Below are 16,397 nucleotides of genomic sequence, written 5' to 3'. Positions count from 1 at the left end.
CCTCCGGTCGGGCCCGCGGACGCGACGGGTACTGCGGCGCTTCAACGAAACCCTTGTCGGGGAGCCGTGACAATCAGACCGCATGCATTACCTCTGCCACCCGTCGCGGCAGGGTTGACGCCCGCCGCGGGCTTCCATCTTGATGGCGGCAACTGTCGCCGGCCCATCCTCCGGATTCGCCCCCTCGTGCGCTCATTCATCGCCCTGCCTTTGATTTTCGCCATCGGCGCCGCAACTGGCCTCGGCTCGGCTTATCGCGCGGTCGAAGGAGAGCCGGTATTCGGCGCGGTGCAGATCGGGCAATGGGTGACCTGGCCCAATTTGGGAACAGCCAATATCGATCCCTATTCGCTCGCCAATCTGGCGCGCTCGGCACGCCTGCCGCTCGCCTCCGGCGAAGGCGTCGCCTTCACCACTCATAGCGACGACGCCGGTCGGCCGCTCGACAGCAGCTGCGCCTATAGACTAGCCGGCGTCATACCGCCGTCGCGGATCTGGACGCTCGTCATCTATGACGGCAATGGCCAGCTCCAGCCGAATCCGCTCAATCGCAACGGCTTCACCGCGCGCGAGATCATCCGCGGCACCGACGGATCGGTTCTCATCACGCTCGCCCGCCAGGCGGCCCCCGGAAATTGGCTGCCGCTTCCGGAGACGCCCACCTTCAGTGTCGTGCTCCGTCTCTACGAGACGTCGCTCTCGCCGACATCGGGGCCCATCGGCAATCTGGCGCTGCCGGCCCTCACCCGAGTGTCCTGCTGATGCGCCGCCAGCTCGGTTCGTTTCTCCTCGTCATCGTCGCTGGGCTGTGTCTCGGGGTGCTCGTTCATATCGTGACGATCTTTGCCATTCCGCAGCTCGCCACCCGCAATGCCTATGCGCGGTTTGGCCCGCCCACGGGTCAGAGCACCCTGCTCTACCCGGCCCAGGCAGGACGAGCGGAACTCCCCGAACCCGATCCGGCGGTCGCCGTGGCGGTCTGCGCATTCGACGTCACCGACGGCCCGGTCATCGTCCGTGCGAATGTAGAGCCCGGCTTCGCGTCCCTGTCCGTGCACGGCCGGAGAGGACACGTCTATTATGCCGTCACGGACGAGGCCGCCGTCCGCGGCCAGATATCGCTGACCTTGATGACGCAAGCCTATTTCGATGATTATGTGAGCGGCACCGATGAGGCCTCGGCCGACACGCTGCGCTTTATTACGCCGGCAACCAAGGGGCTGGTCGTGATACGGGCACTCGCCGCTTGGCCGAGTCAGATGCCCGGCGCCCAGCGGGCGGCATCGTCCCTCACCTGCGAGCCGCAGCCCACAGCAGAGGAAAACTGAGTAAGGGCAAACGGAGCAGACGCTCCGTCATCCGCGGGAGGGCGCCCGTCCACGATCCGGGCGCGAGCCGCGTGCCGGCACATCGCGCGGTCGTCCGCCATCACGCTCGTAACGGACACCCGTGAACAGCAAGACCTCGCCGCGGTGTCCAGCGACCCGTTGGGTCGGCTGGTGCATCCGCTGCTTGAATGCGGCCGTTTCCTTCAGCTGAACAACTTTCGCCGAGACGGCTTCACCGACATCGTTCATGGCAGTCTCCGTGCGATCACCGAAGCTGACTGTCTCCGACCACCGCTCCGATCACGTTAGGCGCGAATCCGTGGATCAATGCGCGGCTGCGTGATCGCGTCTACACCTCGGAGCAGGATATGGGCCAAAGCCGATTCCATTCCCGTCCGGCTTTAGGAAGCGCGCAGCATGGTTAAAGGTTCCTTAAGTCGAGGGTGATCGCATCCGCAAAAATTCAACCATAAGTTGTATCAATGGCCGGGATCTATGATTTGCAGATACTTCCGGCGATCGGACACATCAAAGGGCGCTCAGCCGGTCACCGGTTGGCCCGGCCGTGATCGATCGCAGAAAGCAGAGTTAATCCTCCGCTAATGCCGATGTGTCATTGAGAGGGGATAGCCGCATCTGACGATTGCCAATGACCGAGCTCCTTTCAACCGGCCTCCCCAAACTCGCAGACGACTTCTCGAGCCTCGCGGACTTGGCGCGCGGTGGAGTCGGCGATCTGCGGCCGGTTCTGCTTCGGGCGCAGACGGAGCTCTTTCTCAGCGCGTCGTCCCACTCCCCAGAAGCCAAAGCCGATTTCGAGATGCTCGCGACCGCGCTCATCGGTGTGGTCGACACGGCAACGCTCATCCAGATCGCGGAAAGGCTCGCGCCCCATCCCGATACGCCGCGCGGCATCCTGACGGCTCTGCATGCTGCGGGCGGCGAGGCCTGCGCCATCGTTCTCGCGTCGGCGCGCGACATCAATCCGGACTGGATCATGGCCGCCACCGTCGGCTCCGACCCCCGCCATGCCAGCGCCGTGGCCGGACGGACGGATCTCACGCCCTGGCATGTCGAGCTTCTCATCGATCGGAACGAGGCAGAGGTCGACGAGGCGCTTGCGGCCAATCCCGCAGCTGTCATATCCCGGCCAGCTCTCGATATGCTGCTCGGCCGGGCGCGGACGCGGCCGGAGCTCGCGCGCCTCCTGGTCGCCCGTGCCGATCTCACCGGCATGGATAAGGCGCCGCTGTTCGGCTATGCGACACGGGAGCAGCGCGCCGCCATTCTCGATGAGGTGGAAGGCTTCGTGGCACTCGAAGGCCGGCGCCGGACTGCCGCCTTCCTCGAGGCTGCGGCCCGTGACCGCGCCATCGGCGCAGCCGCCTGCGGCGACCGCCTATCCTTCGCCGAGGTGCTGGCGCAGGCGCTCGGCGTCTCCCCCGAAGAGGCCCTGCCCCTCTGCACCGACCCGCTCGGTGAGCTCCTGGCGCTTGCGCTCGTTGCCGTCGGCATCGACGAAACCGATGCGATCCGGATCTTCCTGACGCTCGATCCGGTCATTGCGCAATCGGTCGAGCGCGTATTCAGCCTGGCCGCCCTCGTCCGGAGCGTATCGCGCGAAACCGCCAGCCGCGTCACTTCGGCGGTGGTGGGGCACGATATCGCCACGCCGCGTCGCACAGGCCAGCATGTCCCGGCACTGGCGCCGAGCGGAACGGGCGCGCGCCCCGTGCCGCGGCAGGAGAATGCCGCCGAGCAGCCCGCGGAGCGCAGCCGCAACCGCCAGACCGGCTGAGCCCGATCAAGCTAATCCTTCGCCAGATCGTTACTCTTTGGCCAGGTCGAGGAAATGACGGCCGGCCCGGTCTTCCACCTCGACGATCCAGAGATCGGGATCGAATGAGATCTCACGCTTGAGGCGTTCCTCCGCGGCGAGTGGCGTCGGCTCGGGAAGCGGCACGGCCACGAAAAAGCGCTCTTCCGGCTGGTCAGCCGCCAAGCTTTGCGGGGCCGGGCCGAAGAGTTTGCAGGAACCGTCGAGAGGATCGATCTTGACGAAAACAGAGCCCGCCTCTGCGGCGCCGCGCCGGCGCAGGACGGCGTAGGCGCCCTCGACCGTACAGCGGCGCAGATAGGCCGCGACCCAGATATCGGAGCGCAGCCTCACCGGCCGCTCACTCGACCGGCATCCCGCTCGCCGTGGCGAGGCTCTTCAGCATGCGGGTATTGAGGTCGCCGGTGACGGGCAGGCCGGACCGCTGCTCGAAGCTCTCGATGGCATGCTGCGTCTCTGGCCCCATCATTCCGTCCGGTTTCAGCGAATAGCCGAGCTTCACCAGTGCCCGCTGCACGTTGAGCAGGGTGGTCGAGGCCTGCGCCGGCCCTGTCGGATGGCTCGTCGTCGGCGACGCACCGCCGCGGATCAGGTCACCGATCAGGTCCGGGCGCGCCGGCGGCAGGGCAACCGAGGTCGCGGGCGGTGCCTCCCGTTCGGGCCGCGCCGGCGGCAGAACGGCAGGTGGCGCTGCCGAAACCGGAGCGGGAGAAGGAGCTGCGGTCCGCACCGCATCCGGCGCCCGCCTCACCGGCATGTCCATCGCCTTGCCGCGATCCGCACCGAACAGCGGCGCCGGATGGCGCCGCGGTTGGAGGGTGAGCGCATTGACGACGATCGCTGCGGCAAATCCCGTCAGCAGCACGGTCGCGAGCGCCGTGGCCGGCTTGCGCAGAACTGGCGTGACCGCCGCCCGCACAAGACGCCAGACGACGCCCGAGGCAGGCGCCCGCCCCCGTCCCGTACGGGCAGGCGCCCTTTTGCGCGCAGGCGGGCCCTCATAGACCCGCACGTCATGATCAGAACGAGCAAGAACTTCACGCACGACGCTTCACAACCTCACTGCCGCGACTGTCTTTTCCGTAGTCGGCACTGCCACGCGCTATACGGCTCATGGCCCTTCTTATATCCAGACCGCGCCCATCAGGCGACGCGTCCGGACGCCTGCCGTCGAGCGGGAGCGACACGGTCACGCATGTGCCTTCCCCCGGCGTGCTGTCGATGGTGATCGCGCCGTGATGCAGCGCAACCAGCCCGCGCACCACTGACAGGCCGAGCCCGGTGCCCTCATAGGGACGATCATAGGACGATCGCGCCTGAAAGAAAGGCGCGCCGAGCCGCGGCAGGTCTTCCTGGGCAATGCCGATGCCGGTATCGGCGACCGTGAGCACGAAGGTATTGGCGGTGACCTTCGCCGTCACGGAGACGTCGCCGCCGGCCGGCGTGAACTTGATCGCATTGGCGATGAGATTGAGCACGATCTGGCGGCAGGCGCGCTGATCGGCGACCAGCAGGTGATCGTTACGATCGAACTGCCGCCGCAGCTCGAGCTCAGCGTCTTTGGCCTTGAGCTGCATCAAGTCGCAGCAGTCGTTCAGAACGTCGCTCGCATCGAAAGGCTCGAGCTCCAGCTCGAAATTGCCGGATTCGATGCGCGACATGTCGAGCAGCATATTCACCATCTCCAGGAGATGGCGCCCGGAATTCTGGACGATATGGGCATACTCGCGCTGGCGAGCCTGATCGAGCGGCGAAAGCGCCGGGCTCGCCAGGATTTCCGAAAAGCCGATGATGGCATTGAGCGGCGTGCGCAGCTCGTGGCTGACGGTGGCGAGGAAGCGGCTCTTGGCCTCGTTGGCGCTGTCGGCCTGCGCGATGGCGCGGTCGAGCTCGGCCTCGTGCTGCTTGAGGCGCGTGATATCGCGCGTCACCGCCACGACGGCGCAGCTTTCGTCGAACAGCACTCCGTTTGCATCGGCAGCGCGCTTGACGGTCATTTCCACCCAGATGAATTCAGGCGACGGCTCGCCGGCAGCGGCGCTGCGCGCGGCAACGTTCAGGCGGAACTGCACGGTGACGGGCCCCGGACAGAACACCGCATCTGTCAGCGCCTTGATGAAGGCCGGACGGTCGGCGACATTGACGCGCTCGAAGAAGCCGCGACCGTCGAGGCAGCGCGCCGGCGCGCCGATCAAGGTCTCTGCGGCCGCGCTGACGAAGACCACCGCCCCGGTGCGGTCGTGCCAGGTGACGAGATCGCCGATGGTTTCCAGCACCACCTGATCGCGCGCCGCATAGCGCGCAAGGACGGCCTTGCCGGCTGCGGCGCGGCGGCACGCCGCGAGCACCTCGGCCGCCACATAGCCGATCGCCGCGGACAGGCAGAGCGGGGCGACCAAGGCCGATTGCGCGGCCGCCGCCGGCGTGATGCCGAGCATCTGGAGCGCCGCAACAATGACGGCGCCGGCAATGCCCATGAGGCTCGCGCCGACGACCATGCGCGGCGAGCCCGTCGAGAGAGCCTGCACCGGCAGGGCGACCAGGCCGATCAAGGCCGGGGACGAGGCGCCGCCGGAGATCGAGGCGAGAATGGTGATGAGCGCGGCGAAGGACGCCGAGGATAGGCTATGGGCGAGCCCGAGCCGGCCGGTCTGGGACAGCACTGCGACCGCCCCGAGCGGCGCAGCGAGAAAGGCGAGCACCAGGGTCTGCGTGAGAGAGGGAACGCCGAACATCGCCAGGTAAAGCGGCAAGGCCGCCAGGGCCACGAATGCAATGATCAGACGGGTGACGATGAAATGCTCATGGCGGGCGCGTTCATCGTCATCGGCAACGGACGCATGGACCAGTCCGGCCAAACGCTCTCGCATGAACACTCCTGACAACGACATAGCCACATCCGCCGCACGCAGCAGCGTGCCTCCCCGCAGTCGATAACCTCACCATGCCAGGATCGGCTTAAACGAACGCTAAGAAGGCCTTGGCGGCGCGACGTATCCGGCCGCTGGCGCGCTGCCGGGCAGGCGGAGACATCGCCCGCTGCGGTCGTGGTTAACCCGTCTTGAAAGAAATCGGCGCAGAATGGCGGGGCATTGGGCCGAAAAGCGGTGACGGCCATTTCATTGGACGATTTTGCAACAGGGGATGCGCCGTGAGCTTCTTCTTGCGCTGCGCTTTTTGCATCGCCGTCGTCTATTGGCTCTCCCCCGTCTCGACCAGCTCACAGAAGCCCGGCCGCGCGGAGGGGGCGACGGCGGCTGACAGAGCATCGCTCGAGGCGGTGATCACCGGAAGCCTTCGCAACAAGGACAAGCTCGACGTCGGCGGTCCGGCGATGGCCGAACAGGCGGCGCGCCTTCTCAAGGCGCTCGATGCGAAAACCCGCCATAAGCTCGTCGACTCGCTCCTTGGCGCGCAATCCGACGATCGATCCGATGGATCTCCGCCATCGGCACGATAACCGCCCGCCGGGCTGGCCCTTTGCATCAAAAAGGCCCATATGCCCTGTGAACCGTCGCATGGCGGGCTGGCGCGGCAGCGTGCGGCTTTGCCCATGCGGCCGCGCATATATATGAGGACCATCATGAACTTGGCCGCGGATCTTCACGCCGAGGTCATGGTGATCCGGAACCAGGGACGAGACCGATGCAGCCGCCGCTCGACGAGATACTCGACAATTTCGAGTTCCTCGACGATTGGGACGATCGCTACCGCTATCTGATCGAGCTCGGTCGCATGCTCGATCCCTTGCCCGGGGAGGCGCATACGGAGGCGAACAAGGTGCGCGGCTGCGCGAGCCAGGTTTGGCTCGAAACGACAGTCGACCGCAGCCGTTCGGGCGAGCCGGCCATCGTTTTCCGCGGCGACAGCGACGCCCATATCGTGCGCGGCCTGATCGCGCTCGCCTTTGCGATCTATTCCGGCCGGCCCGCGCCCGACATTCTCGCGACCGACGCCCATGCCGTTTTCCAGAAGCTCGGACTTGGGGAACACCTCACCCCGCAGCGCTCCAATGGCCTGCGGTCCATGGTCGAGCGCATCAAGAGCGATGCGCGCGGCGTACTGGAGGGAGCTGCCGTGAATGCGTCAGCCGGCATCGATCGGCGCACGCCAGACGCTGACGGTCTGTGACCGAGACGGTCCACGCGCCTCGGCCGCCAGGCCATAGGCCTCGGCGAGCCGGCGCAGGGCCAGTCGCAGGATGACCTTGCCGGAACGCGCCGGCCAGCCGCGCTCGCGCTCGATCGTCTCGAGTCCCTTGAGAAAGCCGCAGACGTCGATCAGAAGGCCGGCAAAATCCGCGCCCACCGCCTGAAGGGCGCGGCGGGCGCGCTGGCGCGCCGCGATCATCGCGTCGGAGGCGGCTGCTGGCCCCTGCGCGCCGGGCGAACCGGTCGGCCCGAGGCTCCAGCTCATGGTCACCCGGGGAAGCATCTGCGCGATCGTGAGGTCGGCGCGCAGCCGCTCACCGGCCTCGAAGCCGGCCGCATCCACATAAGGCTGTCCGGAGCGGTCGCGGCGGGATCTTAACCAGGCGAGCGGGCTTTCCGCCTCGTTCACCCGCACCGGTCGTTCGGGTCCATCGATTGTGACGCGCCGGTCGCGCGAAGATCGATGCTGCTCCAGGAAGGCTTCACCGGGCGCAGCTTCCGCCCGCCGCAGATGCGCCCGCCCTGCCGCCGTAATCTCCAGAGTGCGGCGCGGTCCGGCGCCCGCCCACACCGCGAGATCGGCGGCGACGAGCTTCTCGGCGGTGGAGAGCGGCAGCCGCCCCGCCCCCAAGGTCATGCCCTTCCGAGTCACGAAAATATTGATATCATTTGGCATTTCGGGGAGTAGCCGGGCCGTGTGGCCGGGCCGGGCGAGATGGGCGAGAAGGCGGCTGGCGGCTTTGCTCGCCGGCATTCCTCTCGACCCTCCTTGAGACCTGCGATCGAACGTCATCATTCACCTGTCGCAATGTTCATGTTTTGTTCTTATAGTGAGAGGGCGCGAGGAAACCCGCGCCAAGGGGAATAGGAATAAATACTTAACGCGTAAATTGCAAGCAAATTCGGCCGACCGGATCATCCAGGGTGATCCGGTCGGTGCTGAGCATGGAGTGATGGACATCGGGAAGGTGCGGGGCGAGCTCCGAGGCTCCAGCCGGTCGCAAGGAGACGTCGCGCGAGGCAGCGACAAGATCTTCAGGGATAAACAGGCGCCGGCTTACGGCAGAGAGCCGAGAGCACGCGCTCGATCGGCCCGGAGAGGCGGCGTCACCCGTCAAGCGTCGGACACGGCCAATCCGGCCGCTGCCCATCTACGCTGCAATTACGCGAATTCACTTGATGGGCTTCGACACGCCCTGGTGCTCGATCCGCAGGAACGTCCCGTAACCGGGACGTTCCTGAAGACCGGACTGTTCAGGCGCGGGCGTTGCGACGTTTGCGCCGCTGTTGCCCGAGGCCCATGTCCTTGGCGAGCTGTGAGCGCGCCTTGGCGTAATTGGGCGCGACCATCGGGTAATCCGGCGGCAGCCCCCATTTTTCGCGGTACTGCTCCGGCGTGATATTGTACTGCGTGCGCAGGTGCCGTTTCAGCGACTTGAACTTTTTGCCGTCTTCGAGGCAGATGATGAAGTCCGGCGTTACCGATTTGCGGATCGGAACGGCGGGTTTCGGTGCCTCGGCCGGCGCCTCTACATTGCCCTGGGCAACCCGCGACAGAGCAGCGTGAACATCGCCGATCATGGCGGCCAGTTCATTGGATGGAACGGAATTGTTGCTCACATAAGCCGACACGATATCGGCGGCGAGCTCAATATAGCTTGCTGTGTTGTCGGTCTCGTTCATCACGCTTGGCTTCCCTTCTTCCGTCTCGGTTTGTTCAAGACGCACCGCGGCGGACCAGCTCAATCAATCATCCTCAAAAAACATACTATGGATGCGTCACTTCGCGGAATCGCTATCCATTTCCCTAGCAAATATGCTAAAGTTTTGCTCGATGCAATACAAGAAACGCGGTTATTTACAACGTTCACGATCAGTTTCAATAAGGCTTTCATGTGTTTCGGAAGAGGATACCGCCTAGCATAGGGGGTGATGTCGCACTGAAACAAGAACAATCCACGCCACGTTGCTTGTATCACGGTTCAAAGCGCAGGGGTCGACTTAGCCTCAGCATTATCGGAAACGACGAGCCTACGCATGGCCCGGCCATAGCGGGCAGGCGTCGGTCGCGCGTTCCAGCCGGCCGGCCCGCAATACTGACATGTGCCAAGCTCTGGCCTTCCCCTCGTCTCACGATAAGCTATAGCGCCCGGCGAGCGGACAGCCAGCTCCGCAAGAGCATCCGAAACGGCCCGTTCTGACCGACAGACCTTTATCGGCTTGCCGACGACACGGGCGGTTGTGGATAGGGCACGGGTGAAGACCGGCGCCTCATCGGCGTCATTTGCTCTCGAACGGGCAGATCGAACCCGCTAGAAAGCGCGGACATGCCGGCTTGCAACGCGAAGGCGAGTTATGACCGATCAACAGCCCTCCCCCGCCCATCTGCCGCCTCCGGCTCCGAAGCGCCAGCGGGAAATCACGGTTCACGGCTCGGTGCTGCGCGACGAATATGCCTGGCTCAAGGCGGATAATTGGCGGGAGGTGCTGGCGGACCCGACCGCGCTCCCGGCCGAGATCCGCGGCTATCTCGAGGCGGAGAACGCCTACACCGCGGAAGTGCTTGCGCCCATCGAGAGCCTCAGGGTCTCCTTGGTCAAGGAGATGCGTGGCCGCATCAAGGAAGATGACGCCAGCGTGCCGGCGCCCGACGGCCCCTTCGCCTATTACAGCCGCTATCGCGAGGGCGGGCAGCATCCCCTCATCTGCCGGAGCAGCCGGCAGGGTGACGCCGAGGCCATACTCCTCGACGGCGACGCGCTCGCCTCCGGCAAGGCATTTTTCGATCTCGCCGCGAGCGAACATGCCCCGGACCATCAGCGTCTCGCCTGGGCGGCCGACGAGACCGGCGCGGAATTCAACATCATCCGCGTGCGTGATCTTGCGACCGGCCAGGACCTCGCCGACCGCATCGAACAGGCTGGCGACGACGTCGTATGGACCAGCGACAGCTCGGCCTTCTACTACGTGAAGCTCGATGCGAACCACCGGCCCTCGCAGGTCTTTCGCCATGTGGTGGGACAGGATCCGGCCGAGGATGCCCTCATATTCGAGAGCGACGATCCCGGCTGGTTCATCAATCTCAACCGCAGCCAGTCCGGCCGATTCGCGATTGTTTCCATCAGCGATCACGAGACGTCGGAGGCCTATCTGCTCGACCTCTCCGATGTCTCCGCAGTCCCGCGGCTCGTCGCGGCGCGGGAGGCGGGCGTCCGCTATAGTGTCGAGCACCACGGCGAAGAGCTCCTTATCCTGACCAATGCGGATGGCGCGGAGGACTTCAAGCTGGTCAGGGCGCCGCTTGCGTCACCCGGCCGGGACCGCTGGAGCGATGTCGTCCCGCACCGGCCAGGCATTCTCCTGCTGGGCCAGTTGGTGCTTGCTCGTCAGCATGTGCGCCTGGAACGCGAGAATGCACTGCCGCGGATCGTCATCCGCACCCTCGCGACCGGCGAGGAACACGCCATCGCCATGCCCGAGGAGGCCTACCATCTGTCCTTGGGGGAGGTGCTCGAATTCGACACGGACGTCCTGCGCTTCACCTATGCGTCGATGACGACACCGTCCGAGACCTATGATTACGACATGGTCCGGCGCGAGCGTGTGCTGCGCAAGCGCCAGGAAATTCCGTCAGGCCATGATCCGGCGTCCTATGTCACCCGCCGGCTCTTTGCCGCCGTACCGGATGGCGAGACCGTGCCGATCTCGCTTCTGCATCGGCGCGACCTTGTGCTCGACGCCGATACCCCCTGCCTTCTCTATGGCTATGGCGCCTATGGCCATGCCATTCCGGCGATCTTCAGCACCAATCGGCTGTCGTTGGTCGATCGCGGCTTCGTCTATGCCGTCGCCCATATCCGCGGCGGAACGGAAAAAGGCTGGCGCTGGTACACCGACGGCAAGCGCGGCAAGAAGCCGAACACCTTTACGGACTTCATCACCGCCGCCCGGCATCTCGTGGCCGAAGGCTACACGCGTCCCGGCCGCATCGTCGCCCATGGCGGCAGCGCCGGCGGGATGCTGATGGGGGCGATCGCCAATATGGCGCCGGATCTCTTCGCCGCGATCCTTGCCGAAGTACCCTTCGTGGACGTGCTCAACACCATGCTGGACGGCGAACTGCCGCTCACGCCGCCGGAATGGCCGGAATGGGGCAATCCCATCAGCGATCCCGAGGCCTTCGCGACGATCCGCGCCTACTCGCCCTATGACCAGGTGAAGGCACAGCACTATCCCGCGATCCTCGCCCTCGGCGGATTGTCGGACCCGCGCGTCACCTATTGGGAACCGGCGAAATGGATCGCCCGGCTGCGGGCGACTGCCACGGGTGGCGGGCCCTTTCTGCTGCGCACGAATATGGAAGCCGGCCACGGGGGCGCTGCCGGCCGCTTCGACCGGCTGGAGGAAGTGGCGCTCGGCTACGGGTTCGCCTTGGGCGTCGTCCAGGGGGCGCTGCCTTCAGGCTCCAGCTGACGATCGTCCTCGGGATCGTTCTCGGCTTCCGCGGGGGCAGCCTGCGGCTGCTCCTCGGTGCCCCCCTGCTCGCTCGCGGCCACATAGGCCTTCAGTTCGTCGAGCGAGCGGAAGCGGAAGGTTCCGCGGCTTGTTTCCGCCTCGATCGAGCCGTCCGAGAACATCACGTAGAGATTGCCGCCGGCGCTGTAGGTGCCGACCACCGTCGGCACGGGATCGGGAATGAATTCCGAAGCGGCCGGCTCCTCCTCCACCGCGAGGTCCGCCATCTCGGTCTCCGCCTCCGGGGCGGCCGGCTCGGGTTCCGCCACCGCCACGGTGTCGGTCTTCACCATCGCCTCCGTCTCCACCACGGCCTCTTGGTGAGAGATGCCGGCGAAGAAAACGTCGTCATCAATCTCTGGAGCCGAGCCGGCACGCGTCTCGCCCGTCGCTTCGGTGTCCTCCTCCGCTCTCACGGCGGCCGCCGGCTGCTGCGCTTCTTCGAAGCCGACGAAGGTCGGCTCGTCCTCAGCCGCCGCGGGTTCGGCCGCAGCAGTCTCGTCCGCCGCCCCCACCGCGCTGGCGAAGCGGTCATCGCCACCGCGGCGCAGCCCGGAGATATCGAAGCCCAGGTCGGGTGCGGGCCTCTCGTCCGGCTGCGGCGGCTTGGGCGTAATGGCGAGCGCGGCGGCTGCAATCCGCGCGGCGCGCTCGTCGTCCGTCTCCTGATGTTCATCGGCCTCGGGACGCCGACGGAACAGCGACCAGCGCGCCTTGCGCTCGGCTGCCGCCTGTTCGGCAGTCTTCTCGACCGAGGCAGGCGGGACATCGCTCCGCTCAGCCCGTAGCTCGGACGCCGGCTCAGGCTCAGGCTCGGGGGCAGGCTCAGGTGCAGCCTGGGGTGAAAGCGTCGGCTCGGCTGCGAAGGAAGGAGCGGTTCTCTCTTCAGAAGCCGGCGGCGTTTCCTCGTCCCGTTCGAACGCGGGCTCGGCGGGGGTGAGCGGCATTTCCCTCGCCTCCTCCTGTGGTACCGGCGCGGAGCCGGACCAGCGGGAGAAGCGTTCCGAGAACCAGCGCGGCTTTGGCGCCTCGGCCGGTGCCTGCGACTCGGCGGCCATCTCGCCGGAGGACGTGGCGAAGTCCGGGGCGCGCGACGGCGGCTCCGGCGCTTCCCCGTCGAAGGCGCGGTCGCGTCGCCTGTCGAAGGCAAAGTCCCTCGCCTGCGGCATTTCCGTTTCTTCGTCCTTGGCGGGCGACGCCGTCAGGTCGAAATTGGCGGCAAGCGCCTCCTCGACGGAGGCGAGCGCACGGTCGAGATCGTTGGATGCAGGCGTTGTATGCGCCGGCTCGGCCGGCGGGGGTGCTGCCGCTGTGCGGTCCGCCTGGTCCCGCGCCGAAGCCTTGAGATCGAAGGCAGCAGCAACCGCCGCCGCCGCAATGGCCGAGGCGGCAGGGGCCGCCGCAACCGGCTGCTCGGCTGGGGCCTGCGCCGGTGCCTCCCTGGATGGTGGAACCGGTTCGCCCACCGGTGCGGGCGCGTGGTGGTGGTGACCGATGTGGCGGTGCCTGCCTTCGGCGTCCGCCGTCTCCCATTCCTCCTGCTGATCGAATGTCGCGATCTGGGTGGGGAGGCGGCGGATTTCGCGAATTAGAAGAGCGATTCCAATGAGAAGCGCGCCGCCCGTGGCGACGACGCTCCCGCTGATGACCATCGACCAGCCGCGTTCGAGGACGATGATGCCCATTCCGGTCGTCACCGCGGTGACGCCGCCGGCCACCATCAGGCAGCCTACAAGCAAGCAGATCACGATCATCAGGTGACGAATTCCTTCTGCACTATCGTCGGTAAGAGCCCGCTAGATTAGAGTTTTCAGCCGGTTCTGCCAACTCCCGCATTCCGACCACCCCGCGCTTGCCGCCAAGCCTTCGGGGCCATAATTAGAAACAGTCGGATTGTTCTCTCAGAATCCCGCAGGGATGGCGAAGATGATTGAGCCGCAAAGCTGCTACAACGGGGCAGCGAAACGTCTCACAGTCGCTCTTCAGCCGGCCCCAAGGCTCTGATCGGCTACTCGATCCCGTCGAGATGCACCATCAATCCAGGCAACGCAAAAGGAGTCCGCGATGTCCTTCTCACTTCCCGATCTGCCTTACGCTTATGATGCGCTGCAGCCCTATATGTCGAAGGAGACGCTCGAGTATCATCACGACAAGCACCACAAGGCCTATGTCGATACCGGCAATAATCTTATGAAGGGCGGCGAGTTCGAGGGGAAATCCGTCGAGGAGGTCGTCAAGGGCGCCTACGGCAAGAACGTGCCCCTCTTCAACAACGCCGGTCAGCACTTCAATCACATCCACTTCTGGAAATGGATGAAGCCGAACGGCGGCGGCAAGATCCCCGGTGAGCTCGAAAAGAAGCTCGTCGAGGACTTCGGCTCCGTGGAGAAGGCCAAGGAAGACTTCATTCAGGGCGGCGTCACCCAGTTCGGCTCCGGCTGGTCCTGGTTGGCGGTCAAGGACGGCAAGATCGTCGTCATGAAGACGCCGAACGGCGAAAATCCGCTCGTTCACGGCGCCACGCCCATTCTCGGCGTCGACGTCTGGGAGCACTCCTACTACATCGACTACCGCAACCGCCGGCCGGACTATCTCAAGGCTTTCGTCGAGAATCTCGTCAATTGGGAATATGTGGCCGAGCTCTACGGCGCTGCTCGCTGAGGCACGACCGCCCAGGCGTTATCGGATGGGGCCCTTGCGGCCCCATTCTCTTATCCGCGGTCAAGCGAGGTGTCGCAGCGCCACGCCGGCTCGGGAAAGCGTCGCCGATCCGCCGAAAGCTGTGGATGCCTTTGCGGGCGGCGACGAGTGGGCCTCCCGCGGTGCGCGCAAACCGGTGCAAAGGCTCTGCGGTGCAGTCTCTCTGATCGCCAGCGATTCGCCACCCTCCTCCCTTGCCGTCGCCGTCAAAGGCCGTCTTGATGGCGGCACACGGTTAAACTGATCATGCCCATGGAACAGTCGGCCTTGCCCGTGCCTCACAAGACCGACAGCGACATCCCGCCGGCGGCGTCTCCATGCTGAGGAAACTTCTGTCCGTCAGCGGCTTCACGCTGATCTCGCGCCTCACCGGCCTGATGCGCGATCTCATGACCGCGGCCGTCATGGGCGCCGGCGCGCTCGCCGATGCCTTCTTCGTGGCGTTGAGGCTGCCGAACCATTTCCGCGCCATCTTCGGCGAAGGCGCCTTCAATCAGGCCTTCGTGCCGTCCGTCACGCGCCTGCGTGAGACCGGCGGGCCGACGGCGGCGGCCGACTTCGCGAGCCGCGTCTGGACGCTGATGATTGTCGTCCAGGCGCCAATCCTGGTCATCGCCCTCGTCGGCATGCCCTGGCTCGTCACCGCGCTGGCGCCCGGCTTCTCGGACGAGCCGGAGAAATTTGCGCTCGCCGTCACGCTGACGCGCATCACCTTCCCTTATCTCTTCTTCATCACCCTGGTGACGCTGGTCAGCGGCATTCTCAATTCGGTCGAGCGTTTCGCTGCCGCCGCGGCCTCGCCCATCCTGCTCAATCTGGCGATGATCGCGGCGCTGGCGCTTGCCGGCTTCTTTCCGAGCGCCGGCCATGCCGCCGCCTGGGGCGTCAGCGTCGCGGGACTGGCGCAACTTCTGCTCGTTCTCGCCGATGCCCATGCGGCCGGTGTCGCCCCGCGCCTCGTCCGGCCGCGGCTCGACGCCGACATGAAGGTCTTCTTGAAGGCGCTCGCCCCGGCCGTCATCGGCTCGGCGGGCGTGCAGATCGCGGTCTTCGCCGACACGATCATCGCCTCGCTGCTGCCGACCGGCGCGGTGGCCGCCATCTATTATGCCGACCGGCTCTATCAGCTGCCCGTCGGGGTCATCGCCATCGCCGCCGGCACGGTACTCCTGCCGGAGATGAGCCGCCGGATCTCGGCGGGCGACACGGTCGCCGCCCATCGCGCGCAAAACCGGGCCTTCATCTTCTCGCTTGCACTGTCGGCGCCCTGTGTCGTCGCTTTCTTCCTGCTGCCCGCGCCGATCATGGCGGCGATCTTCGGGCGCGGCGCCTTCACCGCCGCCGATGCGGAAGCTTCAGGCGCCGTGCTGGCGGCCTATGCGGTCGGCCTGCCCGCCATCGTCCTCATCTCGAGCGTGGTCGCGAGCTTCCGCTCACGATTGGACACGGCGACGCCCGCGATCGTCTCGCTGTCGGTCATTGCCGTGAATGTCGGGTTGAAGATCGTCTTCGCCCGGCATCTCGGCGCCTCGGGCCTGGCGCTCGCCACCGCCATCGCGGCCTGGGCGAATGTCGGGATCCTCTACGGCATTGCCCTGAAGCGCGGCTGGACGGCACCGAGCACGGAGCTGTTGCGCGCCATTCTCGCCACGGGCATCGCCTGTGCGGCGCTTGCGGTCGCGACGCTCGCCACCCATCGCATGGCCGCGCCCTGGACCGCCACCCTGCCGCGCTGGAATGCGGAGGCGCTTGTTGCCGCCGACGCGCTCGTCGGCGGCATCGTCTATGGCGCGGCGATGTTGATCGCCTTCCGCGCGCTCAGGCTGTCGCTCCGGCGGATCTGAGCCAGCGCCAGGAGTTTAATTC

The 16,397-nt window shown here is 65.9% G+C and carries 15 protein-coding genes; 8 read left to right on the top strand and 7 right to left on the bottom strand.

Translation table 11 applies throughout. The features are described from left to right. Positions 1-186 precede the first annotated feature (186 nt). Positions 187-762 (top strand): DUF1214 domain-containing protein, encoded by a 576-nt coding sequence (locus tag ACFQU1_RS20895; RefSeq protein WP_378136278.1) that lies wholly within the window; start codon positions 187-189, stop codon positions 760-762. Further along, the gene (locus ACFQU1_RS20890) at positions 762-1,328 is read left to right on the top strand and encodes a hypothetical protein (protein WP_378136276.1); all 567 of its coding nucleotides are present in this window, start codon (positions 762-764) and stop codon (positions 1,326-1,328) included. The genes ACFQU1_RS20895 and ACFQU1_RS20890 overlap by 1 nt, the downstream gene beginning before the upstream one ends. 27 nt (positions 1,329-1,355) lie before the next feature. Here the strand turns inward: ACFQU1_RS20890 and ACFQU1_RS20885 are convergent, their stop codons facing one another. Next, a complete protein-coding gene (locus ACFQU1_RS20885; RefSeq protein ID WP_378136274.1) occupies positions 1,356-1,577 on the bottom strand; it encodes a hypothetical protein in 222 nt (73 codons plus the stop codon). A 400-nt stretch (positions 1,578-1,977) separates the two neighbouring features. Here ACFQU1_RS20885 and ACFQU1_RS20880 point away from each other — a divergent pair, with 400 nt between their 5' ends. After that, complete coding sequence (locus ACFQU1_RS20880; protein ID WP_378136272.1) at positions 1,978-3,126, top strand: DUF2336 domain-containing protein; 1,149 nt, start codon at positions 1,978-1,980, stop codon at positions 3,124-3,126. A 30-nt stretch (positions 3,127-3,156) separates the two neighbouring features. Here ACFQU1_RS20880 and ACFQU1_RS20875 read toward each other — a convergent pair whose 3' ends face one another. From ACFQU1_RS20875 to ACFQU1_RS20865, 3 genes are read right to left on the bottom strand one after another with little or no spacing between them, the layout of a single operon-like run. After that, positions 3,157-3,498, bottom strand: coding sequence for a DUF1491 family protein (locus ACFQU1_RS20875; RefSeq protein WP_378136270.1), 342 nt, complete (start codon positions 3,496-3,498; stop codon positions 3,157-3,159). 7 nt (positions 3,499-3,505) lie between these two features. Next, positions 3,506-4,177, bottom strand: coding sequence for a peptidoglycan-binding domain-containing protein (locus tag ACFQU1_RS20870; RefSeq protein ID WP_378136268.1), 672 nt, complete (start codon positions 4,175-4,177; stop codon positions 3,506-3,508). Between the two features lie 25 nt (positions 4,178-4,202). After that, complete coding sequence (locus ACFQU1_RS20865; RefSeq protein WP_378136266.1) at positions 4,203-6,035, bottom strand: ATP-binding protein; 1,833 nt, start codon at positions 6,033-6,035, stop codon at positions 4,203-4,205. A gap of 281 nt (positions 6,036-6,316) precedes the next feature. On the opposite strand from ACFQU1_RS20865, the gene ACFQU1_RS20860 reads away from it, so the two are divergent. After that, on the top strand, positions 6,317-6,625 hold the full coding sequence (locus ACFQU1_RS20860; protein ID WP_378136264.1) for a hypothetical protein: 309 nt from the start codon (positions 6,317-6,319) through the stop codon (positions 6,623-6,625). 185 nt (positions 6,626-6,810) lie between these two features. Then, positions 6,811-7,296 carry a SufE family protein gene (locus ACFQU1_RS20855; RefSeq protein ID WP_378136262.1) on the top strand — a complete coding sequence of 162 codons (486 nt, stop codon included), beginning with the start codon at positions 6,811-6,813 and terminating at the stop codon, positions 7,294-7,296. Here ACFQU1_RS20855 and ACFQU1_RS20850 read toward each other — a convergent pair. Next, on the bottom strand, positions 7,252-8,070 hold the full coding sequence (locus ACFQU1_RS20850) for a DUF6456 domain-containing protein (RefSeq protein WP_378136260.1): 819 nt from the start codon (positions 8,068-8,070) through the stop codon (positions 7,252-7,254). The genes ACFQU1_RS20855 and ACFQU1_RS20850 overlap by 45 nt on opposite strands. Before the next feature lie 500 nt (positions 8,071-8,570). Further along, positions 8,571-8,999 (bottom strand): MucR family transcriptional regulator, encoded by a 429-nt coding sequence (locus ACFQU1_RS20845; RefSeq protein ID WP_378136805.1) that lies wholly within the window; start codon positions 8,997-8,999, stop codon positions 8,571-8,573. A gap of 672 nt (positions 9,000-9,671) precedes the next feature. Between ACFQU1_RS20845 and ACFQU1_RS20840 the strand changes: the two genes are divergently transcribed. Continuing rightward, positions 9,672-11,789, top strand: coding sequence for a S9 family peptidase (locus ACFQU1_RS20840; RefSeq protein WP_378136258.1), 2,118 nt, complete (start codon positions 9,672-9,674; stop codon positions 11,787-11,789). Here the strand turns inward: ACFQU1_RS20840 and ACFQU1_RS20835 are convergent. Next, positions 11,735-13,585, bottom strand: a complete 1,851-nt coding sequence (locus ACFQU1_RS20835) for a hypothetical protein (RefSeq protein WP_378136255.1) — start codon at positions 13,583-13,585, stop codon at positions 11,735-11,737. The two genes, ACFQU1_RS20840 and ACFQU1_RS20835, sit on opposite strands and share 55 nt — an antisense overlap. Positions 13,586-13,895: 310 nt before the next feature. Here ACFQU1_RS20835 and ACFQU1_RS20830 point away from each other — a divergent pair, with 310 nt between their 5' ends. After that, on the top strand, positions 13,896-14,492 hold the full coding sequence (locus tag ACFQU1_RS20830; protein ID WP_378136253.1) for a superoxide dismutase: 597 nt from the start codon (positions 13,896-13,898) through the stop codon (positions 14,490-14,492). A gap of 356 nt (positions 14,493-14,848) precedes the next feature. Beyond that, complete coding sequence (gene murJ / locus ACFQU1_RS20825) at positions 14,849-16,375, top strand: murein biosynthesis integral membrane protein MurJ (protein WP_378136251.1); 1,527 nt, start codon at positions 14,849-14,851, stop codon at positions 16,373-16,375. Positions 16,376-16,397: the final 22 nt, after the last annotated feature.

This window comes from Chelatococcus sp. GCM10030263 (assembly GCF_042666455.1).
GTDB lineage: Bacteria > Pseudomonadota > Alphaproteobacteria > Rhizobiales > Beijerinckiaceae > Chelatococcus.
This window is presented reverse-complemented; position numbering and strand designations above follow the sequence as displayed.